The sequence below is a fragment of the Kouleothrix sp. 19917 genome (genome assembly GCF_057073505.1).
This window is the reverse complement of sequence record NZ_CP097099.1, coordinates 7,227,004-7,253,827: the sequence shown is the minus strand read 5'-3', so window position 1 is coordinate 7,253,827 and position 26,824 is coordinate 7,227,004. Positions and strand designations below refer to the sequence as shown.

Here is a 26,824-nt window from a genome sequence, read left to right as displayed (position 1 = left end):
CACTATACCCCGCTTGCGTTTCGTAAACGTTTCGCAGCGCGTTTCCATCGGCCGTTTCTGCGTTTCTCGGCTATAATTGCGCGCCGAGGAGGATCGACGTTGTGGCTGGCATTCACGTATTTCTGCTGGGCGCACCCCGCATCGAGCGCGATGGCGCGCCGCTCAGGCTCGATCGCCAGAAGGCCGTTGCGCTGCTGGCCTACCTTGCGCTCAGCGGCCAGCCGCACCGGCGCGAAACGCTGGCCACCCTGCTGTGGCCCGAAAACCCCGCGCCCGACGCCTACGCCTACCTGCGCCGCGCGCTCTGGGCGCTGAATCAGGCGCTCGGGCCGCACGCGCTGGAAGCCAGCCGCGACACCATCGCCCTTGCGCCCGCCGCCGACCTTTGGGTCGATGCGCTCGTGTTCCGCGCGCTGCTGGCCGCGTGCCGCGCCCATGCCCACCCTTCGTTCGACCGCTGCACGGAATGTCGTGCGCGCCTGCAAGACGCAGCCGCCCTCTATCGCGGCGATCTGCTGGCCGGCTTCGGCGTGCGCGACAGCGCCGAGTTCGACGAGTGGCAGGTCGCGCAGGCCGAAACGCTGCGCCAGGAAGCCGCCGCCCTGTTCGAGCAGCTGGCGCGCTGCGAGCAGGCGCAAGGCGCGCCCGACGCCGCTCTTGCCGCAGCGCGCCGCTGGGTCGCGCTCGACCCGCTGCACGAGCCGGCGCAGCGCCTCTTGATGGAGCTCTACGCCGGGGCTGGCCGCCGCTCATCGGCGCTGCGCCAGTTTCACGATCTGGCGCGCCTGCTCCAGCGCGACCTGGGCGCGGCCCCCCAGCCCGAAACCGCCGCGCTGTACGCGCGTTTGCAGCATTCATCGGGCGCGCGCCTTCCCGACGACGACGAGCCACCCTTGGCGCTGAATGAGCCCGCCCTGTTGCTGAATACCCTTCCCACCCCGGCCACGCCGCTGCTTGGCCGCGCCGCCGAGCTTGCCGCTGCCACCGAGCGCCTGCGCCGCGCCGAGGTGCGCCTGCTCACACTCACCGGGCCGGGCGGCACCGGCAAAACGCGCCTGGCAATCGAGGTTGCCCACACGCTCGCCGCCGATTTCCCTGACGGCGCATTCTTTGTCTCGCTGGCCGCCCTCCACGCGCCCGAGCTGGTCGTCCCCACGCTTGCGCAGGCGCTTGGTGTCGAGCCTGCCGCCGGGCAATCGCCGCTGGCCGCGCTGCGACTGGCGCTGCGCAGCAAACATGCGCTGGCCGTGCTCGACAATGCCGAACAGGTGCTCGGTGCCGCCCCGCAGCTAGCCGAACTGCTGGCGGGTGCGCCGGGCCTGAAATTCCTGGTGACCAGCCGCACGCCCCTGCACATCAGCGGCGAGCACGAGCTGCTGGTCGAGCCGCTGGCGCTGCCGGCCGGCGATGCCATGCCCGCCACGCTGGGCGAATTCCCGGCGGTGCAGCTTTTTGCGCAGCGCGCCCGGGCGGTGCAGCCCGATTTTGCGCTTTCGGGCGAGAATATTGTCGCGGTGGCCGAAATTTGCCGCCAGCTGGATGGCCTTCCGCTGGCAATTGAGCTGGCCGCAGCGCGCATCAAACTGTTTTCACCGCAGGCACTGCTTGCCCGCCTCGAAGCGGCAGATGGCGCAGCCCTGGCAATCCTTACCGGCGGCGCGCGCGACCTGCCAGCCCGCCAGCAGACCCTGCGCAACACCATCGACTGGAGCTACAACCTGCTTGCGCCGGCTGAGCAGCGCGTGTTTGCGTGCATGGCTGTGTTTGTTGGCGGCTGTACGCTGCCAGTCGCCGAAGATGTGATCGGCGGCGACGCTCATGTTCCGCTGCTCGATCTGCTGGCGCAGCTTGTGGATCACAGCCTGCTGCGCCGCGAAACCAGCCCCGCCGACGACCCGCGCGTGACCATGCTGGCGACTATTCGCGAATATGCGCTGGAGCGGCTGGAAGCCAGCGCCGAAGCACCCGCCCTGCGCGAGCGCCATGCCAGTGCCATGCACGCGCTTGCCGAGCAGGCTGCGCGTGGCCTGGGCAGCCATGCCCAACTGGTGTGGCTTGCGCGCCTCGAGCGCGAGCTCGACAACATGCGCGCCGCGCTGGCCTGGGGGCTGGCCGGGCGCCGCACCGAAATGAGTTTGCAGCTTGCCACGGCCTTGTGGCGCTACTGGGTCTTTACTGCCACGGTCGACGAAGGCCGCAGCTGGCTGGCCGCCGCGCTCGAACAAGCTGCGGGCGCGCCACCATCCCTTGCGCGCGCGCGTGCTCTGCTCGCCGCCGCCGCCCTTGCCGCCGACCAGGGCGACGATCGCGCCGCGCTGCCCTTGTTCCAGGACAGCCTGCACGACTGGCAGGCGCTGAACGACGATCAGGGTGTGGCATTGGTGTATGCGCTGGGCGGGCATCTGCTGGCACAAGGCGACCGGGCGGCGGCGCGGCAAATGCTCGGATCGGCGGTGGCACAGCTGCGCCAGGGTGCCGACCCAGCTGCGCTGGCAACTGCACTCTACAACCTGGGCGAAGCCGCCAATCTGCAAGGCAACTACGCCGAGGTACAAACCTATGTTGCCGAAGGGCTTGAACTGTATCGCGCAGTGGGTGAGCGCTGGGGCATTGCCGCTGGCCTCATCCAGCTTGGCTACAACGCCAGCGCCCGCAGCAACTTCCCGGCCGCGCTGGCATTGTTCCGCGAAAGCCGTGATCTCTGGCACGAGCTGCATAACCAGGGTGGCCGCGCCGAGGCGCTGATCGCGATTGGCTGGATTGCGTGGATTCAAGGCGAGTTTAGCGAGCTTGTGGCGATTTTCAGCGAGGTGCGGGGCTTGGCGCAGGCGCGTGGCGATCAGGGCGCGGCCGATTGGGCGCTCAACCGGCTGGGCTGGGCGGCCTGGGCGCGCAGCGATTTCGAGCGGGCCACTGCATTGTTTGAGGAAAATTGGGCCACTGCGCTGGCGCTTGGCAGCCGCACGCGTGTCGCGTGGGCCATGAGCGGGCTGGCGCACGTCGCGCTGAGCCAGGGCGATGAGGTCTGGGCGCGCTCGCTGTTCGAACAGAGCCTGGAGAGCTTTCGCGAAACCGGCTACAAAGTCGATATTCACTGGGCTTTGAACAACCTGGGCCGCGCCTGCGCCGGGCAGGGCGAACGTGAACGGGCGGTGGCGCTGTTTGCCGAGGCGCTGGCGCAAAGCATGGCACGTGGGGATCGCTGGAATGTAGCTGCTGCGCTGGAAGGGCTGGCTTTGCTCGATCTCGCGGCACAGGCGGCAGAATGCGCGCGCCTGCTGGGCGCAGCGGCGGCCCTGCGCGAACAGATCGCCGCGCCGCTCTGGCCTTGCTTCTGGCCCGAATACGAGCGCGCTGTGGCTGCATTGCGCCGCCGCCTGGGGGCGGCAGCCTATGCATCAGCCTGGGCGGCCGGCCAATCGCTTCAGCTGGATGCGGCAGTGGCGGAAGCGCGTGCCTTGTTGCCAGCGCTCGCTGTGGTGTAAACAAAGGCCGCCCCAACCCTTGCGGGCTGAGGCGGCGCTTGCCGTGACAGATGCTGGTGGGCGTTAGAACGGAATGTCTTCCGTCTCCGCCACCTCCTCGGGCTCGGCGCTGGGGGCTTCGGGGGCACGCGTGTCGAGGAACATAATGTCGTCGGCGCGCACCACCGTCTTGAAGCGTTTCTGGCCGGTTTCACGATCATCCCACGACTGCGTGTGCAAGCTGCCGATCACCCGCACCCGGCTGCCCTTGCGCAGCGATTGACCGCAGCGCTCGGCCAGCCGTTCCCAAGCCTCCACCGGCGTCCAATCGGTTGAAACTTGCCGCTCGCCATTCTCCCCACGACCGATCCAGCGCTTGGTCGCAACGCGGAAGTTGCACACCGCCACACCCGCCGGAGTGAAGCGCTGCTCTGGCTCCGCGCCAAGCCACCCAATCAGCTCGATCCGATTCAGCGTTCCCTTGATCTGTTCCATTGCTCGTACCTCATAGCTATTCACTCGTCCCAAATCCCCGGCCACGGCGACCAGGTATGTTTGTTACCGCAGTTCGTACTATCGCGATACGGCCATTTCCGAAAATTTGTCCTAGTTTCGGCTCACCGGAACGTACATGTAATGTTGTTTCTTCGCTGGCGTTGTAGTAGGCGTGTTGGTTGGCTTCACCGTCGGCGATGGCGTTGGCGATTTGGTTGGGCTTGGCGTCAGCGGGTTTGGTGTCACCGTCGGCCCCGCCGAGAGCAAATTAATATAGCCATGGAAATAGTAGTCGGCGGCCGAGCTGTCGATGCTGGATTCGTTGTCGTGCGTGGCGATGACTAGAATGCCGCTGGCTGTGTTCACGGTTTGCTTGGTGCTGCTGACATTGTTGATTGCGTAGCCCGGCTTGCTGATAAATGTGCGCGAGGTGTTTGCGCCCAGCGGGAACTCGATATTGTCCATACTGGTGCTCTTGTAGTAAATACTGCCGCCGCCCTCGGTTGACGTAAACACGTACAGCATGCGGTGGCTGGTGTCGATCATCAGCAGCGGGCGTGTTTGCCCTTCTTCGCGAATGCTTTCGGTGTAGGCGTCCCAGGTGTAGTTGCCATTGATGCCCTTGGTGGCTTTCAGCAGCACAAGTTGCGGCGTGCCAACACTATTGAATGATGTTTTCACCATGGCGTAGACATTGCCATTCACATCGGTTTGAATCGTCTTGATGTTCAGATGGTCGTCGGCGGCACTGGGCTGGCGGAAGATCGGCCCGCTCGTCCAGGTCGTGTCGGTCTGGCCGTCGATGTGATAGGCAAAGTAGAACGCCGTGTCGCTGGAGCCCGAAAACTGCCCGGTCGTCTCGTTGCTCCACAAAATACCAATCTTGCCGTCGAATGCCACCAGCGTCGAAATATCATCGCCCGAGACAGTGGTCCATTTGCTGTTGGGGGTCGGCACAACCATTGCAGCGTTTGGATCCCACACCGAGTCGGCGGCGCGGCTGTGGTTGACATACACTTTGCCGTTTTGGGTATAGGTGATCCACAGCATGCCCTTGCTGTCTTTATCCATCACCAGGGTTTCGGCACCACCGTTGCGAATCACCACCGGCCCGAAATCTTTGCTGTACTGCTTGGTGGCGGCGTTGTAGCTGTAGCGGTAGAGCCAGCCGGGCAACATGGCATTGGTGCCATTGCCGTTGATGTCGAAGCCGCCGCCCGACGCGACATATAGGTGCGTGCCGTCCCACAGGCAGTCGGCCTTGGTTTGGGCGCGCGTGTCGAGCACCGTGCCGGTATCGACCCAGCGCTGCGTGGTGGTGTTGAGGCGGTAGATGTGAAAATTGCCAGCGGTGCTGTTAAACAGGCTGCCCCACCAGATGCCGTCGTTGAACCAGAGTTTGCTTTGCGGTTTTTCGCCGCTGGGGGTGTGGACGATTGATTTGCTGCCCGAGCCGCCTGTGTAGAAATAGGGCAGGTTGTCGTCGTAGTAGCCATACTGCGAGGCGGCGTTGGTAACTGTGGCCGGGTTGGCCCAGGGTGTTAGTGTACCCACCATCAAAATAATCAAAACACTCAAAAGCGCTATTCCAACGCGCAATTTCATTTTTCTCTCCTTTACAATCGCCCGTCCTGATATGCTGTGTATTTCCCTGTGCCGGAACAAACGCCGCGTGCTGCGGGCAAATAAAAAGCCCGCCTGAATGCGCGCTGCACTCAGGTGGCCGGGAAGCTGCGACCCAGCCGTGCTGCGGCGGGATCAAACACCAATGTTTTGGAACAGCACAAACGGTTGCCGGCTGAAACGTGTATTTCTTTCTGCTAGTATAGCCAGCCAATGTGCCAATTACAAATGACAAGATCGTTAGTTGGCGGGGCATGCTTCCACCCGGCTCACTGATTGCAGCGTGCCAATTCGTGATGCGAATGCTGTGCAGCATACCTTCGCGGTGGGGCTGCTCTGCTCGGCGCATCATTAAACGTTTGTTAATGGCTCTGCTGCATTGACATCCACTGCACGCTCACCTATAATTTTTGCATCCCCTCGCGACACCAGCGAAAGTGCATACCGCAGCGAAAGGAGCCGTTCGATGCTGAATCTGGCCATGCTTTTGGAAAGCAGCGCACGCCGCAACCCCGGGAAAGTCGCCCTGATCCTCGACGATATGAAACTGCGCTATGCCGAAGTGAATGGCGCAGCCAACAAGATCGCCAATGGTCTGGTGAACCTGGGCGTCAAGCCCGGCGATAAGGTCGCACTGATGCTGCCCAATACGCCGCACTTCGTGCTGTGCTACTATGCGATCCTGAAGGTGGGCGCGACGGTGGTGCCGATGAATGTGCTGTTCAAGCGCCACGAGGTCGAGTACCATCTGGGCGACAGCGACTCGGTGGCACTGATCGTCTGGGAGGGCTTTCTGGGCGAGGCGGCCGAGGGTTTTGCGCAGGCGAAATCGTGCCGCAATCTGATCGTTGCTCAGGCCCCTGGCAGCACCGCCGCCCTGCCCGATGGCGCGCTGCCGCTGAACGCGCTGATGGTCGATACGCCGCCGACCTTCGATACCGTGCAGACCATGCCCGACGACACGGCGGTGATTCTGTACACCAGCGGCACGACTGGCCGGCCCAAAGGCGCCGAGCTCAGCCATTTCAACATGTTTTTCAACGCGTATATTGGCGCGGAGAAAGTGCTGCGCACCGGCCCGGAAGAAGTGGGCCTGGCGGTGCTGCCGCTGTTCCACTCGTTCGGCCAAACCTGCGTGATGAACGCGCTGCTGTATGCTGGCGGCACGATCTCCCTGCTGCCGCGCTTCGAGCCACAAAAGGCGCTGGAAGTGCTGGCGCGCGACAAGATTTCGTACTTTGCGGGCGTGCCGACGATGTATTTCTACCTGCTCAACTTCCCCGGCGCGAGCGACTACGACCTGTCGGCGCTGAAGCGCTGCGTGTCGGGCGGCTCGGCCATGCCGGTGGAGGTGATGCACGCCTTTAATAAGAAGCATAACGTCACGATCCTCGAGGGCTACGGCCTTTCGGAAACCTCGCCGGTGGCTTCGTTCAACCAGCTCGACTACGAGCCCAAGCCCGGCTCGATTGGCACGCCGATCTGGGGCGTTGAGATGCGCTGTGTCGATAGCGAGGGGCGCGAGGTGCCGAATGGCGAGCTGGGCGAGATCACGATTCGCGGGCATAATGTGATGAAGGGCTACTACAAGCGCGCCGACGCCACCGCCGAGTCGATCCGCGGCGGCTGGTTCTTCACCGGCGATGTGGCCTATAAAGACGAGGATGGCTTTTTCTTCATCAAGGATCGCGTGAAAGACATGATCATCCGCGGCGGCTTCAATGTCTACCCGCGCGAGATCGAAGAGGTGCTGTACGCCCACCCGGCCGTGGCCGAGGCGGCAGTGATTGGCGTGCCCGACACCGCGCTGGGCGAGGAGATCAAGGCGGTGGTGGCGATGAAGCCGGGCCAGAGCGCCGGCGAGCAGGAGATCATCGACTACTGCAAGGAGCGCCTGGCGGCCTACAAGTACCCGCGCTCGGTCGAAGTGCGCGACACGCTGCCGAAAACCGCCACCGGCAAGATCCTCAAGCGCGAGCTGAAATAGCGCAGGCAGGGCACTGGCGCAGGGCAAGCTTGCTCGCCCTGCGCTTTTTTGTTGGCGGCTACCGGCCGCCGGGCCGGCGCGGCCGCAGCGGGATGCCAAAGGCGCGCCGCTTGTTGCTGACTGTGCCAGACGAAACGCCAAAGCGCGCCGCGATCTGCGCGATGGGCAGGCGTTCGTCGAGGTAGGCGCGCCGCAGCTCGGCAGCGTCGATGGCGATGGAAGCGAAACGCGCGCGCCGCAGTGCTATGCCATTGCAGCGCAGGCACTTGGCAATGGTTGTGGGGCTGCAAGCATAGCGGCGCGCCAGGGCGACGGTGCTGCTGCCTGCCAGGTAGGCGGCGCAGATTTCCTGGGCAGGAAGCGATATGTGGCGTGGCATAGCTTTACCTGATTTCGTGTAAAGTGGCTAAAAAAGAAGAGTGCGACCACACTCTTCCTGCCACGCAGTTTAACACGAAATCGTGTAAATATCAATCGTTTTCCGCAGACTGGGGCGGCTCGCCAACCGCATTGCTCTGATACTTAAAATCCACACGTTCAGCAATCATCGAGAGCGTCTTTTGCGTGGAGCGGTGCGGCGTGTGCATGCTGGTTTCCCATTCGCTGATCGTCTGCTGGCGAACTTCGAGCTCCTCGGCCATTTCACGTTGTGTGAGGTTCATGTGTTCGCGGAGCGCCCGAATTGATTCACCATTCCATACATAGTTCGCCTTGCGGCGATACTTGCTTTTTGGCTGTTTGCCACTCATACATCCCCCTTCCAATGGTGTTGGCGCACTCAAGCCTTATTGTAATACGCACCAAGCCTATTGCAACCATCTGCTTGGCCTTATGCCGCCCCAACGGAGCAGTTGCCAGCCCGGTGTTTTTAACGGCCATTTGACAACTGCGCAGCCCTATAGTATATAGCCACTGTCATTTTCGCTGAACAGCGATTCATCGGCTCTTCATATAGCCGCTTTATACTCTGGCCATGTTGCCAACCAGCAGCCCCGCCGCATCATCATGCCTTCATCTCAGCTATGCGCGCAGGCGGAAGGATCTGCCCGATGTGGATTCCAACGACGCATAGTAGCGAGGCGGCACCGTCGCCGACCCTGAGCGCCACACGCCTCCCCGACCCGGAATTGCGCGGCCATATAATGGTAGTGGACGATAATTACGAGGCCGGCGCAGCGCTGGCGGCGCTGCTTGAACTTGACGAGCACACCGTCGAGCATGTGGCCGATGGCCGCGCCGCCTTTGCTGCGATCGATCGCCAGCAGCCCGACTTGATTATTCTAGACGTTCAACTGCCCGGAATGGATGGCTACGCAATCTGCGAACGGCTCAAGCACAACCCCGAAACCTGGCAGATCCCGATTATTATGGTGACGGTCGATAGCCAGCGCGACGCGCGCCTGCAAGGGCTGGCGGCCGGCGCCGATGCCTACCTGCAAAAGCCGGTCGACATGCAGGAGCTCGATGTGCGCATCCACGCCCTGCTGCGCTCGAAGCGCCGCACCGAGCAGCTCGAGCAGGCCGAAGCCGTGATTTTTGCGCTTGCCCGCACCGTCGAAGCGAAAGACGCCTACACCGAGGGCCATTTGCAGCGCCTGGCTTCCTATGCCGTTGCGATTGGCGAGCGCCTGGGCCTGAATGCCGACGACTTGCTTGCGCTGCGCTACGGTGCGCTGCTGCACGACGTTGGGAAGGTTGGCGTTGACGAGCTGATTATTCGCAAGGGCGGCCCGCTCACCAGCGCCGAGTACCTGGTGATGCAGCAGCACCCGCTCATCGGCGAGCGGATTGTGCAGCCGCTGCGCATGGCGGCGGCGGTGGGGCCGATTGTGCGGCACCATCATGAGCGCTGGGATGGGCGCGGCTACCCCGATGGCCTGGTGCGTGAAACTATCCCGCTCGGTGCGCGCATTGTTGCCGTGGCCGATGCATTTGACGCAATGACGACGGCGCGCCCATACAATCGCGTGCTCAGCATGCCCGAGGCGGCTGAGCGCTTGCGTGCCGGCGCTGGCGTGTACTGGGACCCAGCCGTAGTGACCATATTTCTTGGCTGGCTCCAGGCGAGCGGGATGCTTGGGCGTTAAGCAGGGTCGTTGCGCGAAGCCAAGGCTTGCGTGAGCATGGCTGGCCAGACGTTGCAGAAGAACATGCAGCTTGGGTAAGAGCTACGAAACGCCAACCCGCTGAGCGCTGCGGGCGGCCAGGCGCGCGGCAAACATGCGCAGGAAGTGCAGCACGGCCATTGGGCGCTCGCGCTGGGGCAGGTGCCCGCAGCGTTTGAGCAAAAGCGCCGGAGCGCCGGGCAAATTTTCGCGAAAGAATTCGAGCGATCCCTCGGGCAGAAACTGGTCGTTCAGCCCCCACACCAGCCCCGCCGGCACCGGCAGATCGCGCAGGTCGGCGGCGCGCAGCAGTTCCTTCTCCGGGTCGGCATCCATCATGTTCGCCACAAACTCGCGCACCACGCGGCGCTGAAACAGATCTTGCAGGCTGTGCTGGCCCAGATAGAGCATGGGCGCGGGAATGCCGCCAAACATCTGCCGAAAGACCAGCCGCGCCGTTTTCATGTCGGGGATGCCAATGGTTTCGCCGAACGGCACCCACGAATCGCGCCCGGCCAGCGGCGCGCCGCCCGCGTCGAGCAGCACAATGCCGCGCACCAGCGCCGTGGCCTGCCATGCCGTTTTGACCGCGATCCAGCCGCCCATGGAGTTGCCTGCCAGCATCGCCGGGCGGCCCACTGCCGTTGCCAGAAAGCCGGCCAGCACATCGCTCATTTCGTCGAGGGTCATGTAGCTGCGGCCCGGGGGCAGGCTCGAAAAGCCATACCCGGGCAGATCGATGGCGTAGACCGAGTATTTGCGCGCCAGCGGGCCGAGAATGAACGACCAGGTCAGCGCGTTGTCGGCAATGCCGTGGACGAGGACGATGGGAAAGGCGTCGGGCGCGGGCTGCGCGGGAGCTTTGTAGTAGTAGTTGATCGGCAAGCCGCCGATGCGTACTTCGCGCTGCTCAACACCGCCACGCATCAGGCGACGGCGGGCGAGCCCATTCAGAAGCGGCACGGTTGCGTGGGAAATTGGCGCGCCCAGGGCAAGCGCACGCTCAATCTTCGCGCTCAACATCGCTTAGTTCTCCATAGCGCCGCACCACATCCCCATGCCCGCGCACTGCGGCGGCGAGCGTTCCTACCGTTTCACCCCACCCTGGCGGCACAAGCTCCGGCGCGATCTCGGCCAGCGGCACGAGCACAAACGGGCGCTCGGCCATGCGCGGGTGCGGAACTGTGAGCGCCGCCGTATTAATACGCTCGCTGCCATACAGCAGGATGTCGAGGTCGATCGCGCGCGGGCCGTAGCGCACCGTCGTGGCGCGGCCCAGATCGGCTTCGATCTGCTTCAGCAGGGCAAGGAGCTCGGCAGGCCCAAGCGCGGTGCGGCCACGCAACACGGCGTTCAGAAAGCGCGGCTGGTCGAGCACATAGGCGGGCTCGGTTTCGTAGAGCGCAGAAACGCGCTCGACAGCCACGGCGGGGGCAAGGCGCGCAACGGCCTCGGCAATTGCGCCGCGCCGGCTGCCCAGGTTGGCACCAAGCGCGAGGTAGATGGTTGTGGCGGGCGAGTGATCCATACGCTCCGTCATTTACTATCGCGCAGTATACCACGTATGGGCGAGGGCGATGAAATTTTTTGCGTTGGCGGCAAGAGACGAGTTGCAGGTTGCAGGTTGGAAGGTTAAAACGTTGCAGGTTAGAAGGTTAGAAAGTTACAGGTTGTTGGCCCAATCCCAAAACCCCAGACCCTAAACCCTCCTGCGGTTCTCTGTCTGGGCGTATTGCTATACGCCCGTTCGTGGCCTGGGCGTATTGCTCTACGCCCGTTCGTGGCCTGGGCGTATTGCTCTACGCCCGTTCGTGGCCTGGTCGCTACAAATCCATGCTGAGCTGGCCGTCCGCGGGCGGCGCTTCGGTCGAATCGGCAGGGTGTGCTTCTGCGGCGGGCGGCTCTGTGGCGGGGCCGAGCAGCGCCTGAAGGCCGGCTTCGTCGAGCACAGTCACGTTCAGCTCGCGGGCTTTGGCGAGCTTGCTGCCCGCCGATTCGCCAGCGACGAGGTAGCTGGTTTTCTTGGAAACGCTGCCGGCGATCTTGCCGCCATGCGACTTGATCAGCTCCTCGGCTTGCTCGCGGGTGAGATTGGGCAGCGTGCCGGTGATGACAAATGAGCTGCCGGCCAGGGCGTCGCTGTGGCGGGTGGCGACGGTGGGCTGGTCGGTTTGCACGCCAAGGTCTTTCAGCTTGTGCGCCAGCGCGCGGTTGGCTTCGATGCTGAAGAACTGCGCCACGCTGCCCGCCATCACCGGCCCAATGCCGTCTACATCGTCGATCTGCTCGGCGCTGGCGGCCATAAGCGCGTCGAGCGAGCCAAACGCGCCGGCCAGCGCCGTCGCGGCGACTTCGCCCACGAAGCGTATGCCCAGGCCGACGATCAGGCGTGCCAGCGGGCGGCTGCGCGAGTCGGCAATGCCGGTGAGGACGTTGGCGATCTTCTTGGGGCCGTAGCCATCCATGCCGGCAAACGACTCGGCGGTGAGCGTGTAGAGGTCGGCCACATCTTTGATCATGCCGCGCTCGACCAGCATCTGGGCCTGTTTTTCGCCAATGCCCACAATGTCGAGCGCCCCGCGTGACACAAAATGCTCGACGCGGCGCACAAGCTGGGCCGGGCAGATGCCGAAGTTCGGGCAGCGCCAGGCAACCTCGCCCTCGGCGCGCTCAAGCGGCGTGTCGCAGGCCGGGCAGCGCTCGGGCATGTGCCAGGGCTGCTCGCTGCCGTCGCGCCGGTCGGCGACCGGGCCGATGATGTAGGGAATGACGTCGCCAGCGCGCTTGACGGTGACATAATCGCCAATGCGGATGTCGCGCTCGGCAATATAGTCGGCGTTGTGCAGGCTGGCGTTGCGCACCATCACGCCGCCAAGGTTCACCGGCTCGATCACTGCGCCCGGGGTAATCACACCCGTGCGGCCAACCGTGATTGAGATATCGAGCAGGCGGCTGGTCGTTTCGCGCGCGGGAAATTTGAATGCAATGGCCCAGCGCGGGTCGCGGCCGACGACACCAAGTTCGCGCTGCTGGCCAAACCGGTCAACTTTGATGACAATTCCGTCAGCTTCATACTCAAGCTGGTCGCGGCGCGCCATCCACTCGCGAGAATAGGCGATCACGTCCTCGAAATCGGTGAAGCGGCGGCGGTCGCGGTTGACGGGGAAGCCGAGCGCGCGGAAGTATTCGAGCGTTTGCCACTGGCTGCTGAGCGCCACGCCTTCGCTGGGGCCGGGCGCGTAGGCGAAAAAGCGCAGCGCGCGGCTGGCGGTGATGGCGGGGTCTTTCTGGCGCAGCGAGCCGGCGGCGGCGTTGCGCGGGTTGGCGGCCACGCGGTCGCCCGCCTCGGCCAGGCGCTCGTTCAGCGCCTCGAAGTCGGCAATGCGCATGTACACCTCGCCGCGCACTTCGACCGAAGCGGGGATGGTTTCGGGAACAATACCAGCATCAGCGGACGACATGGGTTCCTGGTTCGCGGTTCCTGGTTTTTGCAGCACCAGCGGTATGCTCGAGATCGTCCGCAAATTGGCGGTCACATCTTCGCCGATCTCGCCGTCGCCGCGGGTTGCGCCGCGCACAAACACGCCATTCTCGTAGGTGAGCGCGATGGCGAGGCCGTCGATCTTGGGCTCGACGACCCAGGCCACGTCGGCGTCGGCGCCAAGCACTTTTAGCACGCGCTCGCGCCAGGCGCGCAGGTCGTTTTCGTCGAAGGCGTTGCCAAGCGAGAGCATGGGGACGGGGTGGCGCACTTTGGCGAAGCGCTCGGAGGCCGCCGCGCCGACGCGCTGCGTGGGCGACTCGGGCGACACCAGCTCGGGGTGCTCGTGCTCGATGGCGCGCAGCTCGCGGATCAGCGTGTCGTACTCGGCATCGCTGACCAGTGGGTCGTCGAGGACATAGTAGCGATAGTTATGCAGGCGAAGCTGCTCGTACAGCTCGGCAATGCGTTGGTTCAGGTCTGCCGCGGGCATACGCGCCTCCGTTGCTTTGATCGTGGTTGGGTGCATTATACGCCATGCATGCGTCAGGCACCGCCACAGCGTGGGGCGGGCGTAGGCCGTTTAGGGCATTTGACAGCGATTGTGAACCTGTGTATAATCCCCCGGTGTGTGGGCGATCCCCGATAGCTCAACGGTAGAGCGGCTGACTGTTAATCAGTAGGTTCCAGGTTCGAATCCTGGTCGGGGAGCCAAAAGATAAGGCATCAGGAAGCGTTCGAAGAGTTTCTTCGGTCGCTTCTTTTTGCGCCGTGTAGCCAGTGATGTAGCCAAAGCTGTAGCCAGACGCGGCGAATACGCGCGAATACGCGCACGCAGCAGCATACGGTTTGTGCGTCGCTGCTACTGACCTGCTCAAAGCGTCTGCGCCAGGTCTGGCATCCCCATGCACTATGCCTGCAACGCCATGCGTCAGTAGACAGTTATACCACACTGGCTGGTAGCTCGGATCGGGTGAGACCGATTCACTTGGCTTAACATGCCATTGCATAGCTGTACCCCTCTTCAGGACTGACTGTCTCCCGAATTTCGGCTGGGCGCTCCTGGTCTGGTTCCGGTCCATCTCGCTCAGTCTGCTCCGCCTGCGCGGGCGCCTCGCCCTGCTCCTGCACTTCCTGCGGCTCATGCGTGCTCCCCAGCTCGTCCGGCTCCTGTACCAGGAAGATGCCATCCATCGCGTCAGCCGCCACCCGTCGGGTTGCGTCGAGCACATGGCCGTAGACATTCATGGTCGTGCTGATCTGGCTGTGCCCCAATATCTCCTGGACGACACGTGGATGCACACCCTGGGCGATCAGCGTGGTTGCACAGGAGTGGCGCAGGTCATGGAAGCGCATGTCCGGTAGATCGGCCGCTACGAGCAAATCTTTGAACTGACGCAGCAGATTGCGTGGATCCAGCGGCGTGCCGCGCTCGGACGGAAACACCAGCCCATGGTCTTCCCAGTCGTCGCCTACTTTCCGCCGCTCGGCTGCCTGACGCTCCGCATGGCGTGCCAGTGCGCGCTCCATGAAAACTGGCAGCGGCAGCAGGCGCGCGCTGCGGTCGGTCTTGGGCGCCTCGATCGCCAGTCGACCACGCACGCGCTGCACCGTCTGCGCGATGCGTAAGGTGTGCTGCGCAACATCGATATCAATCCAGCGCAGCCCTAGCACCTCGCCCTCGCGTAGCCCCAGCCCCAGCGCAACGGTGAAGAGCGCCTCCAGCCGATGCCCAGCCGCCGTTGTGAGCAGGTGCTGGCTCTGCGCCGGGCTGAGGATGATCGCTGCATGGCGCGGTACCTTGGGTGTATCGGTAAGCGTTACGACGTTGCGCGAGACATAGCCCCACTTCAGTGCCTGGTTCAGCGCGCGGCGCAGCACCGCGCGCACATACTGAACGGTCCTGGCGCTCAAGGGCTTGCTATCCTCGCCACCGCTGTTGAGTAGCGCGTTGAGCATGGTCTGCACATGCTCTGGGGAAAGCTTCTCAAGCTGAAGCCTTCCGATCTGCGGCTTGAGATACAGCCGTACGATCTGCTCGTAGCTGCTGGCGGTCTTGGCCCGTCGCTGAGGATTGACTGCCGTCTCCAGCCAGCGGTCAAGAAACTGCGCCACGGTCTGCCGCTCGGTGACGATCGTTTGGCCTGCAAGCTGGTCACGATGCAGCGCCTTGAGCTTGTCGGCGACCTCCTTACGCGTCTCGCCATAGATCACCTTGCGACGGCGCTTGCCGTTCACAAAGCCCAGATCGACAGTGGCGCACCACTTGCCATCACTCTCACGCTGGTAGATCGCGCCCTCGCCCTTTCCGCGTCGTTTACTCATGATCTGCTCTCCCATTGCGTTTCTGCCGGTGATAATACCAATCCGGATTTCCTGTTTCAGTAAAGCTCCTCGATCGATCTCTGCGCAGCGCGGATGGAAGCAGGAGTGTGTGCGCGCCTGCCGGATAAAGCCAGAGTTGGCGTAAGCGAGCCGCATTGTCAGCTCTCCTGAAGCTGCTGTGCGATCCACTCATCCAGCGCGGCGCGTGGAATACGCCGTGCCGTGCCGCACTTGATAGACGGAAGCTGCCCGCTCTCCAGGAGGAGATAGACGGTTGTCCGGCTGAGGCTCAGCATGCGCGCCGCCTCTTCGACCCGCAGCAGCAGCGGCTCAGGTACGACCTGCCCGCGCTCGATCTGTGGTCGCTCCAGCGTGTCGTTCTGTACAGATTGCATGAGGTGTTTCTCCTTATCAGGATGCGGTCGGCGCGCACTGAAAGTATACACGATTTCAGGTCAAGCGCCAACACATTTGTTCGCATATTGAGGCTTCTTTTTGGGCGGTTTTGCGCCGCCCTGCCCCTCCGATTCGTCATTCCGTCCCTATGTCCTAGCTGCCATCCTCGCTGCCTGGGCTGCGCGCCCGCCTGCCTGTCCTGCCTGCCTCGGAGGCGGCGCCCTCGCTGGCCTCCGCGCCTGCGGGCATCTCGTCAGCCGGTGACTCGCGGGCTGCACGTGCCTGCTGATCGGCGCGCCGCTGCCGCTGGCTGTCTTCACGCAGTGCCTGGGCCTCCTCCAGCGTGGCTGGCTCACCCTCGATCAGGCTGACATAGCCTGCAATCACGCGGGTGAGTACGGTCTGCTGCAGGCGCTGGCGCTGCCTGGCATAGCGCTGCTCGTCGACGCGGCTGGCCTGCTTTTCGCCCTGCTGCGCTGTCCAGCGCTCATCCAGCGCCGCGACGGCCCGGCCCACCTGCGGGTCGTCCCTGCGCAGCGGTACGACCACGCGCTCCAGCATGCCCTCCACCGCCACCCGGTTGCCACGCCGGATCAGCCTGGGCATGTCGGGGTGCTCACTCGGGATGGCCACCTGGATCTCGATCTGCTCGATCAGCCTGGCCAGGCTATTGCGCCGCGTCCGCTCGACCTGCACCAGCAGGCTGACCACCGTAATCGGCACACGCCGATCCGGATGCAGATAGCGCCGCGCGTCGCGCCGCACCACGCCTTCCAGCCAGACATCGCAGCCCGGCTCGTCCTCGTCGGTCGCCAGCCGGATCTGCTGCGGCCGAAACTGCACCTCGACTACGCGCCGCCCGCGCTCGGTTGGCCCCGTGGCGTAGCGCGGGTCTTCGCGCTGCAGCCACTCCAGCGTACCCTCCACATGCAGCGGCATGCCGCGCTCTCCCTCCAGGAGCTCGCGCCCCGCCACCAGGTCATCCAGGCGCAGCGGCAGCTGAAAGGGCGTGCCAAAGGGCGAGCGTACCTGCAGCGCGGCGCTGCGTTCCAGGCCGCGCACGGCGTTCCAGACTGGGGCTACGGTGATCTCCTCGCCCCATCTGCGCGGTCGCTGCACGTCGAGCGTGCCGACTGCCCGTACGGTGTTGATGCGGTTGATCAGGTCTGTCATGTCCGTTCCTCCTTGTTGCTGTGTGCTCTCAGGGCAAACAATCCGCGCTCGCGGGTTGTGCCAGCGTCGTACTCGATCCAGCGGTCATGCTGGAGCCAGTCATCTGTGGTCAGCAGCCACTTGCCAACTGGCCACTCGCGTCGCCAGGTGTCCAGAATGGCGTGGAGCCTACGCTCATCCGGTACCAGCCAGAGCGGCAGCGGAAAGGGGCCGTAGCGCCGCACCCACTGGGATGTTCCAGCCTGCTGGTAGGCGTGCGCCTTGCCTGCAATCACGCTCAGCGGCTCACTGGCGCGGTCGTTCTCCAGGGCGTAGCGCACGCGCTGCTCGCCCTGAAGCGTTGGGTCGCGCGACCAGGGCACCAGGTGGTCTGGCGTCGGCTCACCGCCATAGGTCAGGATCACCAGCGCGTCCATGACCGGGCGACGCCGCGTCGGGTCGAGCCGGATCTCGCGCTCCAGGTAGACGCCGCTCAAGGTGGTCTGTCCAGCCCGCTGCGCGTCGCGGATCAGCTCGATCAGACGCACCACCGCCTCGCTGGTCTGGCTGTCATGCGGGAACATGCGGCGTGGGCGAGCGCCTTTGTACTCCGGCGGGAACTGGTCGGCGTCGCGTACCAGTGCCAGCCCTTTGCGCGAAAGCGACCAGAGCGCATCGCGCCGTACCGGCGTCGTCCGTCGCTCAGCCCAGTCGGCCCACAGGCGTCGCTCGATGTAGCCCTCCTCGCGCAGCTCGGTCAGCAGCGCCCACACCGCAGTGCGGCGATGCTCGGGCAGCCAGAGCCGCCCGATATGACGCGTGCTGGCCGAGCCGAACCAGGCCAGCCCGAGCAGCAGGTTATGGACATCAACGGTGTAGCGCATCACGCTGGCCTCCCGCATACCGGCAATAGATCACGTGCCCCAAAATGCCCCTGCGCCCCTTCGGCATCAGGCCGCCGCAGGCGAGCCCAACATCGGCGCAAAATCGCCCCAAAGCTGGCCCAAAGTTGGCCCAAAGCTGGCGCAAGGTCGGTGGTCGTGGGTGCTATCACCTGCGCTAGCACTGGTGCTATCACTGGCGCTATCATCGCGCTTCTTCCCTCGTGACAGGCTCCTCGAAGAGCAGGTCGCTCGGCTCGACCCGTGTCAGCCGACCCGGCTCGCGCTGGTCAAGCTCCTGAAAGTAGGGCTGCTGGGTGGCTGGCGCGTCGCTGGTACTCATAGTTGTTCCACTCATCTGCATGCTCCCCTGCCGGAGCGGTGCGCCAGCGATTTTCTGCCCGTGAGCCTGCGCGCCAATCGTTTGCCGGATACGGGCGTACTCCGCCATCGCCAGCACGCGTCGCCGCGCGGCGCGCAGGCGTGCAAGCCAGACCTGGCGCTCGTGCGTGTCCGGGATGCAGCCCGGCTGTTTCAGGATATGCTGCCGCTGGTGCTCGCGGATGGCATCCCAGCGCTGTACCAGCCACTCCCACCATTCCTCGGGCGCGGCTGCCAGCGCCTCGGCAGTTGCCTGCTCATCCGGTATCTCGCCGTGCATCAGCCGCCGCACCTCGGCGTCGAAGAGCGGCGTGGGCGTCTCGCGTGGTAATACCTCGCGCCAGTCGCGCCCAGCATAGGTAGCTGGCACAAGCTCCAGCGGCGGCTGCCAGGGCAGCGGGCGCATGGAGAAGAGCCGGGTCAGCTTGCCCTCCACGCCGATCCAGGCGTACTGGTGCTCGCGCGGCTCCTGCCCGCTGATGTCGGCTGCCGTGATGCCGCTCTCGGCGTAGTGCCTGGCGTAGAGCGTGGCGTCTGGCTCCTGGGTGCGCAGCAAGATGCGGTTCGAGATCGCCGTCAGGGCGTACTCCGCCAGGTCGCCAAGCTGGGCATGCAGCTGGTTGGCGATGATCGTCACGATGCCAAAGGCGCGCACCTGGGTCAGCGCGTCGCGCACGTCCTTGGTATCGCAGTTCTCGACCAGCACCTGGAACTCGTCCCCGATGAAGCCGTACTCGGCACGGGTCTGGTCGCTGCCAGGACGGCTAAAGGCTGCCCGCATCAGCGCCTGGAAGAGCAGCATACCGACTGGCGCTGCCAGGCCGCCCAGCGCACGGTGCGCCAGCGGCGCCAGCACGATCAGGCGCTCGGCAATCACGTCGCGGAACGCCAGTGCGGGCGTGGTCTGGTTGAACAGGTAGCGGGTCAATTCGGAGTCGAGCAGCATGTCGAAGCGGCTGACCAGCGCGTCGCGGCTCGACTTCTGCTGCTCGCCGATCTGCGGGAACTCCACCGTCCAGAAGTCCAGCACCTCGACATTCGTACAGTGTGGCAAGAGCCGGGCACGGTAGCGCTCATCCAGCAGCGCCTGCTTCACATGCGCAATCGTTGGGTGCGGCTCGCCTGCCAGTACCAGCAGCGTGGCCTTGCGCAGGTAGTTCTTCATGCGCGGTGCCTTGGCCCAGGTCTCGGGATCGAGCCGGGCAAAGATGGCCTCGATCTGGCCCAGGGTCTGGTCAGCGCCGCCAGGCGTGCTGAGATCAACGCCAGCCAGCGGGTTGAGGCCGACGGGCCACGCGGCATCCAGCACATCCAGGATAACCAGGCGCTCCTCGTCCTCCAGCGGAATGCGCCTGCGCATAGTCTCGACCAGGTTGCCCGCGTCATCGCCCTTGCCGTCGATCAAGGTATAGCCGCAGGGCCGCAGCTGGTCAGCCAGGTTGGAGGCAAGCTGGGTCTTGCCCACGCCAGGCGGCGCGGTAAAGGCGATGCCCTGGCGCGCGTCGCGTAGCGGCAGACCGACTGGAGCTTCGCCGCCATCGCGGTGGCGCCCATAGCCGATAATCAGGCGGGCTGGGGGAGTGGCCCCATTAGGTGCAAAGGCATGCGGAGGCGGCGGCAAATAGCGGCAGGGGAGCCAGCGTACCAGCCGACCAAGCGCCGGTGTCGGTAGATGCCAGAGCGAGCACAGCTCATCCGGACCAAGAATAGCCGGGCCACGCCAGGCAGGTGTCCACAGCAGCGTCGGTGGCGGAACAGCGCGCGGTGCCCGCGCCAGCAGCCGCTGAAGGCGCGGCATTCTCCTGGCTTTGGGCTGGCTCGGCACATGCAGCGACATGGATGCCCCCGCAGCCCAGCGCTGAAGCCGACTGCTGCTCCTGGCGGCGTACTGCCCAAGCACTGCCCCGATCTCGGCAAGCTCAGCCCGTGCCGCATTTACCTGTCCAATCTCTGCAACCGCAACAGCGCGCAGTGTCGCGTGATAGACCGGCCCTACCAGCTTGGTCTCCAGCGCTTTGGCATCGTCGCCAAGCGCATACTCCCCGCGCGCCTTGAGCTTGAGCAGACGACGGGTCGCGCTGGCACGCCAGCCCTTGGACAGGTTCACATCGTCAGGACGAGCCTGGAGCACAAGCTGGATCTCGGTGTAGACAACCCCCTGACGCGGCTGGAGCGCGCCCAGCAGCGGCCCAAGCAAGCTGGCCTGACCGGCATGGTCGTCATGCAGGCGTAGTGGGAAGTGCGGCGCGAGCGACAGCCGCCACTCCTGTGCAGCGACACAGTGACCTGACAGGCATGCAGCCGCAAGCGCATCCGGCTGCACGTCGATCACCGCGTCCGGCACCAACCCCTGAATCGTCTTACGAGTGGCTGCAGCCCAGCTCCCGCGCTGCGTCGCTGTTCCACCGGCAATCCAGATGCCGAGCTCGACCGGCTCGTCTGGTCGCGCGCTGAGTACCAAGGCCAGCCAGGGTGCCTGACCCAGCGTCACGCCAGATGCGGGAAGCTGACGGTGCAGGGCACGCAGCAGATCCGCGCCGATATCCGTCGTTGCTCGCGCACCTTGCGGCAGCGGCACACGCACGCGCAGCATGGTGCCAGCCTGGCGACGCTGCGTGCTCGTCTGGATCACCAGCGACAGCGCGCCGATTGCCAGCTCAAGGCCGATGACACTGAGACCAAGCGCGCCGATGCCCTGCACCGCGACGTAGCCGGGTGGGAGTAGGCCAAGCCGTATCAGCGCCGCAGCCATGCCTTTGAAGCGCTCAAAGGTCTGCGCTCTCGACGGCGCTTTGGCAGGTTTCACGGGCTTCTTTGGCACGGAGACAGGCTGCATCAAGGGCACCACCGGCTGCGTCGCTGCCCAGCGCAGGAGCGGGCCGCGCCCGGCGGCGAGCCCCAGGCACACGAGCAGCAGAAGCCAGGCGGCAATCTTCACCCAGGGCGGTGCCGGTGGGCGCGTACCTGCTGGTGGCAATGTCTTGCTCTTGTGCGTGCTGGTTGTCATTTCTCGCCTCCGTAGGCCAATCGGACATCCTCAGCAGTCGGTAGCGGCGTCGCACTGAGCTTTGCCGCAATGATATCCAGGTCATCGGTCACAAAGATGCGTGGCGCGCGCCAGGCACTCTGACCATCTTCCGGTGAAGCCAACAGCCCAGCCCGGTCCAGCCAGACCATCAGGGTGCGGGCGTTCGACTCACCGAGATAGGGATGGCGTAGGCCTGCCAGTCGCCCTTTGGAGATGCCGGACTGGCCCTTGCGCGTGGAGCGGAAGGTCGGCTCGGCAAGGATCTGTGGAATGAGCTGACCAAGCACCTCCGGTGGCATACCTCCTGGTCCCACAGGCCAGCGAGTGTCGCTCGCTACCTGGACAAGAGAGATGGCTGCTACCTGCTCCTGACCTGCTGCTTCCAGCTCTCGCTGTGCCTGCTGCGGCTGATCGATCGCTGCCCGTAGCCAGGCTGCCAGCATGCCGTCAACTTCGGCTGACGGATGCTCTTCCAGCTTGCTGACAGGCTGCTCGTCCACGCTAGATAGTGGCTGCGGCAGGTAAGGCGCTCCATACCAGCGTCTCCCCAGCGGTAGCGCTGCCGGGATGGGCTGCATGACCCGTCGTCGCAGCGGCCCACGCAAGGCAAAAGCCTGCCAGCGACAGGCACGCACGACCGCCAGCGGGTCTGGCCCCTCGCCAGTCAGGAGCAGCGCGGTTGCTGCAAGCATGTCACCTGTCCAAGTCCGCCAGTGCAGGATCAGGCGCGCGTCCGACCAGGCACTGAGCAGTGCGCCATCCAGCGGCTGGGCATCCCGGCTCGGCAATGCCAGCACCGCCTGAGCGTAGGGGCGCGCCGCCAGGCCCTCGCGCACCAGCGCTAGCTCGCCTACGCCACTTGCACGCAGCGCGCGGCGCAGCAGGTCAGCCCGGCAGCCAGGCAGGCAACGACCATCGGCACAGCCAGGGCAGCCATCGAGCGCCAGGTAGAGCCGCTGCGCAGCACCGATCTGCATCAGCACAGCGGTCAGCGGTGCGTGCGCCAGGTGAACGCGTAGAACATCTGCAACCAGAGGTGCGTCAATGTCCATCTGCACTGATATGTTTTCAAGACGCCATAGTGTCTGCATTGCCATCCCGATCCCACTTACATAACAGATGCATTGGGGTATAATGAATGCAGGAATGGACTCATCACATATAGGTGCATAGGAGAGCCATCTATGGAGCACGACCTTCGTATGCAGGCACTCCACGATCGGGCCACCCGTGGATTGCCGCTCTCAGATGAAGAGCAGTCCCAGCTTGAAGCGTGGTATACAGCCCAGGATAATGCAGAGAGCGCATTGTTAGGCGTTGCATCAGGGCCTACCGATCCACATGAGCTGCAGGTGCATATCGATACTGCCATTGCCCAGCTTCTTGCCACAAGTCGCCAGATCCAGGAGCTGTCGTCCCAAAATGTCACGCTCCGTGCAGAGATTGCCGATTTACAGCAGCGCCTTCGTCGCCAGCCAACCACCCACGCAGCATGACACTGCCAGCTGACATCCGTCTTGCTATCAGGCAGCGCGCCAACTTTGCCTGCGAATACTGCGGAGTCGCTGAGATCGATGTTGGCGGTGAGCTGACGATCGATCACTTTCATCCTCGCAGTCAAGGTGGCCCTGATGACATCACGAACCTGGTGTACTGCTGCCATCGGTGTAATGAGTACAAGGCGAGCTACTGGCCAACATCGGGTGATGCTCCACAGCTCTGGAATCCGCGTACCTCTCCGTTCGATCAGCACTTTCTTGAGCTGGCAGATGGCACGCTGTATCCCCGCACCGAGACTGGTACTTTCACACTGCGCCGCCTGCGCCTGAATCGCAGTCCGCTTGTGGCATATCGACGCCGTAGAACCGAGCAGACTGAGCAGCAAGGGATGCTGCTGCGCTACCACGGTCTTGTAGCTTCGCTCAATCAGGTGGTTCGTCAGCAGGCAGCGCTGCTTCAGGAGCAGCAGGCATTGCTGGAACAGCAGCGTGCCTTGCTGCGGCTGCTGTTGCCTAACCCGGATGAGCCAGAAGCCTGATACACTCATGATCCTGTACCTCTGTTGTCTGGGTAGCACTGTGCGAGCAATGTGGTTAGTGCGAATCCAACCAGCAGCGCCAGCCCGGCAGCAAACAGCAGACCGTAGCGTATCCGCCCATTTGGCAGCACCAGCGCAATCGCCATTGCGGCCCAGTTCACAAGCATTGGCAGCAGCGCCAGCGCAATGGCCCAGGCTGGCGGCCTGGTATGCTGCTCTGTCGTGTTATAGAGATGTCTGATTCGTCCTTGCATCCTTCTTCTCACCTCTAGCTATGAGCCGCGCAGCGCGCGCAGCTCCTTCGGGTTAGCCTCGACCGTCATCACATACACATCGTTGCCAACGACGGTGAGCGCCTCGCCCACGCCTGCATGGCTCAGGAAGTCGATGTGCGCCGGGGTCAGGTCGGAGATGGCCTCGCCCATCTGGCGGGCCGGGAAGTCATCCAGGTGGAACAGCACCTTGGCGACCGCGTTCTCGAAGATATAGCGCCCGTTCTCGCCGCCCAGGAAGGTGATCGGGTTCTGGTCAATCGCCACAAGCCCGATGCCGTACTTGCGCGCAACCTTGCAGATCGTGGCGGCCAGACGCGCCAGCGCCTCGACCTGGGTGAGATAGCCAAACTCATCGATCTGTAAGAGCGTCTTGCGCGTCCGATCCCGGCTGGGGTCGCGCATGTACCGCAGGATCGCGCCAATCGCCTGCACGTAGTAGAAAGGCCGCAGCAGCTCCGGCACGCCGGATACGTCGTAGTAAACGATGTCGTTACCGAAGCGCCAGTCGACTGCTGTAGGCGCATTGAAGCTCCTGCCCAGCCCGGTCAGCGTGGTCTCGTCTGGATTGTCGCTGCCGTAGAGCAGCATGCGCAGCTCACGCGCAAGCGCGCGCGCCTCTGGCACCTGGAAGCCTTCAAGCAGCACGATGAGATCGCTCAGCAGCGGCATCTGCTCACGTCCCGCCTGTGGGCCAACCGCCGCGTACAGGTCGCCCAGGGTGCGGTCGAGCACGCCGCGCTCGGCGATGCTCATGGACCGTGGCACATACTGCTCCTTGCCGTCGGGACTCCTGCCCGGCGTGCCCAGCAGCAGGGCGATCTGCCCGATGACATGCTGCACCTGGCTGGCGATCCAGCCGCCCTCGACCTCACTGTCGCTGTAGACGATGTCCAGGATATTGATCGGCGTCTCCAGCCCCAGGGCGTAGCAGCGCGCACCTGCCCGCGCAGCCGCCGCGATGCGCTCGCCGTTGCGGAAGGCGTCAATGCCGATCACGCGCTGACCAGCCAGGGCTGCGGCGCGCAAGGCCAGCAGATTCAAAAAGAAGGTTTTACCGAAGCCGGTCTTGCCCAGAATCACGAGGTGCGCCGCCTGGTTGTTGCGAAACAGGTCGAAGAAGAGCGGCGCGCGCCGCACCGCGTCCAAGCCCCAGAAGAGGCCCTCGGTGGCGCTGGCCTGGTGGTAGCCCAGCAGGCCCATGCAGCAGCCCACGCCGTGGGAGAGCATGCTGCGCGGTTTGAGCGGCGCGTCGATCCGACTCCTGGGCGCCAGGCTCCAGAGCTTGAGCGCCTCGGCCTGCACGCCAACCGGGCGCATGAGCCGAAGCTGGGTGCCCAGGCGCGAGCGGGTCTCAGCGACGTTGGTCTCTAGCTCCTCGGCGGTATTTCCACCCACCAGCACGCCGATCTGGACGGTATGCAGGCTCTCGTGGACAAGCTCGTGCATGACCTGCTCGGCGGCGGCGATCACCCGACCGGCGCGCATATCGACCACCTGGGCGTCACGCGCAACCACGCGCGCGGCGTTGTAGGCCATCTCGGCGGAGCGCATAGCCTGGTTGCGCGTCATCGTATGCACGTCAATGGCGATCGCCACATCGTAATTGGCGTCGATCAGGCCGTGCAGGGTGGTTGCGTCCCAGGCGCCGCGCGCATCATAGGAGAGCAGCGTAGCCAGCCAGGGCAAACCGGTCTGCTCTGGCTTGAGGCAGGCGGGCTGCTCGCGATAGGGGCCATCCAGCACGCAGGGCAAGCGGTCAAGCACCTGCATCTCGCGCCCGGTCGCGTGGCGCAGTGTTGCGGCAAGTGTCTGCGCGCTGACATCGGCAGCTGGCCAGGCAACCAGGATGTAGCTGGCGCTGCGCAGATGCCGCTGCTGGAGGGCCTCGTAAAAGCGGCCCATCTCCTTGGCCCAGGGCAGCCGCCAGAGCAGGGTGTCAAGCGCGTCACCGATCTCGCTCCAGCGTAGCCGAGCGCTCTCACCAGCGCCGGTGTCTGAGGCGCACAGAGTCTCCTGCAACACTGCGGCGTCGGCGAACAGGTCGAGCAGCAGTACCGCCACGCCAGGTGGCAGCGCCTGCATGACGCGCGCGGGGTCAACTCCCGACTCACCTGCCAGCATGCCGTCGATGGCTGCCAGCAGCGGCATGGTTTCCCGTCCCAGCCACTCCAGGTCACGCAGGTCAGCCTGGACAGCCCGGATCGGTGGGCGCATATCAAAGCGCTTGGAGAGTGCCAGCAGCCGCACCGGGTAGGTCAGCCCGGCGAACCAGCCGCCCAGGGTACGCTCCAGCCGCTCCAGGTCGGTGACCTGCTCGATAGGAAAGCTGTTTAGCTTCAGAATATGCATCACGTACGCTCTCTGGTCTCAGGCAAAGGAACAGTGTCAGATTTATTCGGGTGTAGCTGAGGAGTAACCCGTATCGGCAATGGTCGCCGCTTGTGCCGCACCTGGATTGGCCCGCCTACGCGCAGCGGTCGGTCGTGCCGGATAGTAGCGGCCCCTACCAGCGCATCCGGCGTCAGCACCTGTCCACCAACTCGCCTGCGCAGGCTGCCGCGCACGCGCCACATGAGCCGCTCATAGAAGGCCAGCCCGCCCACGTCGAGCGTCATCGCCACGCCTAGCAGCGCCGCCGACGCGATGATCAGGATGCGCAGCAGCAAGGGCATGCCCGCCGAGATGATGTAGGCTGGCAGCGCGGCGATGATCAGCCCGCTGGCATTCTCAACCGTCAGAAAGAGCGCGATCTTCTCGCTGCGGCGGCTCTGGATCTCTTCGATGTGCTGGTAGCTCATAGCTCCTCCAAAAGCTGAGATGAAAGCTGAAAGATGAAAACAGAAAGATGAAAACCGAAAACCATGATGAGCGTGCTGTGCGGAGCTTTCAGCTTTCATCTCTCAGCTTTCAGCCTTTCTCATTGACCTCCGCCCATGCTGTAGAGCGCCGTGACGAAGGCGGTGGCAAAGCCCAGAAACGCAACGGTCAGCATGGCCTTCTGGAAGTAGCCGCGCATCGTTTGTGCCCAGTCGGGAATGACCGGGGTGAGCAAGGTGGCCAGGCCCCACAGGATGAAGCCGACGACGCCGATCGGGATAACCAGCGTCAGCAGGCTGGCCTGAAGCTGGGTGAAGATCTGGCTGATCTGATCCATAGCGATGATTCCTCCTTACAGGTTTGGATAATTTCGATA

Annotated in this window: 21 protein-coding genes and 1 tRNA gene; 6 read left to right on the top strand and 16 right to left on the bottom strand. The window is 64.2% G+C overall.

Annotated elements, in window-relative coordinates; all coding sequences use genetic code 11:
• Window positions 1-101: 101 nt before the first annotated feature.
• On the top strand, window positions 102-3,485 hold the full coding sequence (locus tag M1P90_RS29225) for an AfsR/SARP family transcriptional regulator (protein WP_483699227.1): 3,384 nt from the start codon (window positions 102-104) through the stop codon (window positions 3,483-3,485).
• Window positions 3,486-3,548: 63 nt separating this feature from the next.
• Here the strand turns inward: M1P90_RS29225 and M1P90_RS29220 are convergent, their stop codons facing one another.
• Together M1P90_RS29220 and M1P90_RS29215 are read right to left on the bottom strand one after the other, a co-directional pair.
• A complete protein-coding gene (locus M1P90_RS29220) occupies window positions 3,549-3,959 on the bottom strand; it encodes a single-stranded DNA-binding protein (RefSeq protein ID WP_483699226.1) in 411 nt (136 codons plus the stop codon).
• A 111-nt stretch (window positions 3,960-4,070) separates the two neighbouring features.
• Window positions 4,071-5,564 carry a hypothetical protein gene (locus M1P90_RS29215; protein WP_483699225.1) on the bottom strand — a complete coding sequence of 498 codons (1,494 nt, stop codon included), beginning with the start codon at window positions 5,562-5,564 and terminating at the stop codon, window positions 4,071-4,073.
• Between the two features lie 484 nt (window positions 5,565-6,048).
• Between M1P90_RS29215 and M1P90_RS29210 the strand changes: the two genes are divergently transcribed.
• Complete coding sequence (locus tag M1P90_RS29210) at window positions 6,049-7,569, top strand: long-chain-fatty-acid--CoA ligase (protein WP_483699224.1); 1,521 nt, start codon at window positions 6,049-6,051, stop codon at window positions 7,567-7,569.
• A gap of 58 nt (window positions 7,570-7,627) precedes the next feature.
• Here the strand turns inward: M1P90_RS29210 and M1P90_RS29205 are convergent, their stop codons facing one another.
• On the bottom strand, window positions 7,628-7,948 hold the full coding sequence (locus tag M1P90_RS29205) for a hypothetical protein (protein WP_483699223.1): 321 nt from the start codon (window positions 7,946-7,948) through the stop codon (window positions 7,628-7,630).
• 91 nt (window positions 7,949-8,039) lie between these two features.
• Window positions 8,040-8,318, bottom strand: coding sequence for a helix-turn-helix domain-containing protein (locus M1P90_RS29200; protein ID WP_483699222.1), 279 nt, complete (start codon window positions 8,316-8,318; stop codon window positions 8,040-8,042).
• A gap of 300 nt (window positions 8,319-8,618) precedes the next feature.
• On the opposite strand from M1P90_RS29200, the gene M1P90_RS29195 reads away from it, so the two are divergent.
• Entirely contained in the window at window positions 8,619-9,656 is a 1,038-nt protein-coding gene (locus tag M1P90_RS29195; RefSeq protein WP_483699221.1) for an HD-GYP domain-containing protein, read from the top strand.
• An 81-nt stretch (window positions 9,657-9,737) separates the two neighbouring features.
• Here the strand turns inward: M1P90_RS29195 and M1P90_RS29190 are convergent, their stop codons facing one another.
• From M1P90_RS29190 to ligA, 3 genes are all read right to left on the bottom strand, one after another.
• Complete coding sequence (locus M1P90_RS29190) at window positions 9,738-10,697, bottom strand: alpha/beta fold hydrolase (RefSeq protein WP_483699220.1); 960 nt, start codon at window positions 10,695-10,697, stop codon at window positions 9,738-9,740.
• The gene (folK, locus tag M1P90_RS29185) at window positions 10,678-11,202 is read right to left on the bottom strand and encodes a 2-amino-4-hydroxy-6-hydroxymethyldihydropteridine diphosphokinase (RefSeq protein WP_483699219.1); all 525 of its coding nucleotides are present in this window, start codon (window positions 11,200-11,202) and stop codon (window positions 10,678-10,680) included. Before folK ends, M1P90_RS29190 begins: the two co-directional genes overlap by 20 nt.
• Before the next feature lie 295 nt (window positions 11,203-11,497).
• A complete protein-coding gene (gene ligA / locus M1P90_RS29180) occupies window positions 11,498-13,648 on the bottom strand; it encodes an NAD-dependent DNA ligase LigA (protein WP_483699218.1) in 2,151 nt (716 codons plus the stop codon).
• Between the two features lie 146 nt (window positions 13,649-13,794).
• Between ligA and M1P90_RS29175 the strand changes: the two genes are divergently transcribed.
• Window positions 13,795-13,869: transfer RNA gene (locus M1P90_RS29175), tRNA-Asn, on the top strand.
• Between the two features lie 279 nt (window positions 13,870-14,148).
• Here the strand turns inward: M1P90_RS29175 and M1P90_RS29170 are convergent.
• The 6 genes from M1P90_RS29170 to M1P90_RS29145 form a co-directional block, all read right to left on the bottom strand.
• On the bottom strand, window positions 14,149-15,636 hold the full coding sequence (locus M1P90_RS29170) for a tyrosine-type recombinase/integrase (protein ID WP_483699217.1): 1,488 nt from the start codon (window positions 15,634-15,636) through the stop codon (window positions 14,149-14,151).
• Window positions 15,637-15,638: 2 nt separating this feature from the next.
• A complete protein-coding gene (locus M1P90_RS29165; RefSeq protein WP_483699216.1) occupies window positions 15,639-15,875 on the bottom strand; it encodes a helix-turn-helix domain-containing protein in 237 nt (78 codons plus the stop codon).
• A gap of 154 nt (window positions 15,876-16,029) precedes the next feature.
• Window positions 16,030-17,049: a hypothetical protein gene (locus M1P90_RS29160; RefSeq protein ID WP_483699215.1), complete on the bottom strand. Its 1,020-nt coding sequence runs from the start codon at window positions 17,047-17,049 to the stop codon at window positions 16,030-16,032.
• Window positions 17,046-17,912, bottom strand: coding sequence for a replication-relaxation family protein (locus tag M1P90_RS29155; RefSeq protein WP_483699214.1), 867 nt, complete (start codon window positions 17,910-17,912; stop codon window positions 17,046-17,048). Before M1P90_RS29155 ends, M1P90_RS29160 begins: the two co-directional genes overlap by 4 nt.
• Before the next feature lie 202 nt (window positions 17,913-18,114).
• Window positions 18,115-21,297: a type IV secretory system conjugative DNA transfer family protein gene (locus M1P90_RS29150; protein ID WP_483699213.1), complete on the bottom strand. Its 3,183-nt coding sequence runs from the start codon at window positions 21,295-21,297 to the stop codon at window positions 18,115-18,117.
• Window positions 21,294-22,370 carry a hypothetical protein gene (locus tag M1P90_RS29145; protein WP_483699212.1) on the bottom strand — a complete coding sequence of 359 codons (1,077 nt, stop codon included), beginning with the start codon at window positions 22,368-22,370 and terminating at the stop codon, window positions 21,294-21,296. The genes M1P90_RS29150 and M1P90_RS29145 overlap by 4 nt, the downstream gene beginning before the upstream one ends.
• A gap of 132 nt (window positions 22,371-22,502) precedes the next feature.
• Between M1P90_RS29145 and M1P90_RS29140 the strand changes: the two genes are divergently transcribed.
• Both M1P90_RS29140 and M1P90_RS29135 read left to right on the top strand, forming a co-directional pair.
• Window positions 22,503-22,814, top strand: a complete 312-nt coding sequence (locus tag M1P90_RS29140; protein WP_483699211.1) for a hypothetical protein — start codon at window positions 22,503-22,505, stop codon at window positions 22,812-22,814.
• Entirely contained in the window at window positions 22,811-23,356 is a 546-nt protein-coding gene (locus M1P90_RS29135; RefSeq protein ID WP_483699210.1) for an HNH endonuclease, read from the top strand. Before M1P90_RS29140 ends, M1P90_RS29135 begins: the two co-directional genes overlap by 4 nt.
• Before the next feature lie 272 nt (window positions 23,357-23,628).
• Here M1P90_RS29135 and M1P90_RS29130 read toward each other — a convergent pair whose 3' ends face one another.
• The 3 genes from M1P90_RS29130 to M1P90_RS29120 form a co-directional block, all read right to left on the bottom strand.
• Window positions 23,629-25,980, bottom strand: a complete 2,352-nt coding sequence (locus M1P90_RS29130) for a hypothetical protein (protein ID WP_483699209.1) — start codon at window positions 25,978-25,980, stop codon at window positions 23,629-23,631.
• Window positions 25,980-26,429, bottom strand: coding sequence for a hypothetical protein (locus M1P90_RS29125; protein WP_483699208.1), 450 nt, complete (start codon window positions 26,427-26,429; stop codon window positions 25,980-25,982). The genes M1P90_RS29130 and M1P90_RS29125 overlap by 1 nt, the downstream gene beginning before the upstream one ends.
• A gap of 119 nt (window positions 26,430-26,548) precedes the next feature.
• On the bottom strand, window positions 26,549-26,785 hold the full coding sequence (locus tag M1P90_RS29120; protein WP_483699207.1) for a hypothetical protein: 237 nt from the start codon (window positions 26,783-26,785) through the stop codon (window positions 26,549-26,551).
• Between the last annotated feature and the right edge of the window lie 39 nt (window positions 26,786-26,824).

Excerpts from the sequence above, each read along its gene's own strand:
- M1P90_RS29220 (WP_483699226.1), bottom strand. The coding sequence starts at position 3,959 with ATGGAACAGATCAAGGGAACGCTGAATCGGATCGAGCTGATTGGGTGG.
- M1P90_RS29215 (WP_483699225.1), bottom strand. The coding sequence starts at position 5,564 with ATGAAATTGCGCGTTGGAATAGCGCTTTTGAGTGTTTTGATTATTTTG.
- M1P90_RS29210 (WP_483699224.1), top strand. The coding sequence starts at position 6,049 with ATGCTGAATCTGGCCATGCTTTTGGAAAGCAGCGCACGCCGCAACCCC.
- M1P90_RS29205 (WP_483699223.1), bottom strand. The coding sequence starts at position 7,948 with ATGCCACGCCACATATCGCTTCCTGCCCAGGAAATCTGCGCCGCCTAC.
- M1P90_RS29200 (WP_483699222.1), bottom strand. The coding sequence starts at position 8,318 with ATGAGTGGCAAACAGCCAAAAAGCAAGTATCGCCGCAAGGCGAACTAT.
- M1P90_RS29195 (WP_483699221.1), top strand. The coding sequence starts at position 8,619 with ATGTGGATTCCAACGACGCATAGTAGCGAGGCGGCACCGTCGCCGACC.
- M1P90_RS29190 (WP_483699220.1), bottom strand. The coding sequence starts at position 10,697 with ATGTTGAGCGCGAAGATTGAGCGTGCGCTTGCCCTGGGCGCGCCAATT.
- folK (WP_483699219.1), bottom strand. The coding sequence starts at position 11,202 with ATGGATCACTCGCCCGCCACAACCATCTACCTCGCGCTTGGTGCCAAC.
- ligA (WP_483699218.1), bottom strand. The coding sequence starts at position 13,648 with ATGCCCGCGGCAGACCTGAACCAACGCATTGCCGAGCTGTACGAGCAG.
- M1P90_RS29170 (WP_483699217.1), bottom strand. The coding sequence starts at position 15,636 with ATGCGGCTCGCTTACGCCAACTCTGGCTTTATCCGGCAGGCGCGCACA.
- M1P90_RS29165 (WP_483699216.1), bottom strand. The coding sequence starts at position 15,875 with ATGCAATCTGTACAGAACGACACGCTGGAGCGACCACAGATCGAGCGC.
- M1P90_RS29160 (WP_483699215.1), bottom strand. The coding sequence starts at position 17,049 with ATGACAGACCTGATCAACCGCATCAACACCGTACGGGCAGTCGGCACG.
- M1P90_RS29155 (WP_483699214.1), bottom strand. The coding sequence starts at position 17,912 with ATGCGCTACACCGTTGATGTCCATAACCTGCTGCTCGGGCTGGCCTGG.
- M1P90_RS29150 (WP_483699213.1), bottom strand. The coding sequence starts at position 21,297 with ATGACAACCAGCACGCACAAGAGCAAGACATTGCCACCAGCAGGTACG.
- M1P90_RS29145 (WP_483699212.1), bottom strand. The coding sequence starts at position 22,370 with ATGGACATTGACGCACCTCTGGTTGCAGATGTTCTACGCGTTCACCTG.
- M1P90_RS29140 (WP_483699211.1), top strand. The coding sequence starts at position 22,503 with ATGGAGCACGACCTTCGTATGCAGGCACTCCACGATCGGGCCACCCGT.
- M1P90_RS29135 (WP_483699210.1), top strand. The coding sequence starts at position 22,811 with ATGACACTGCCAGCTGACATCCGTCTTGCTATCAGGCAGCGCGCCAAC.
- M1P90_RS29130 (WP_483699209.1), bottom strand. The coding sequence starts at position 25,980 with ATGCATATTCTGAAGCTAAACAGCTTTCCTATCGAGCAGGTCACCGAC.
- M1P90_RS29125 (WP_483699208.1), bottom strand. The coding sequence starts at position 26,429 with ATGAGCTACCAGCACATCGAAGAGATCCAGAGCCGCCGCAGCGAGAAG.
- M1P90_RS29120 (WP_483699207.1), bottom strand. The coding sequence starts at position 26,785 with ATGGATCAGATCAGCCAGATCTTCACCCAGCTTCAGGCCAGCCTGCTG.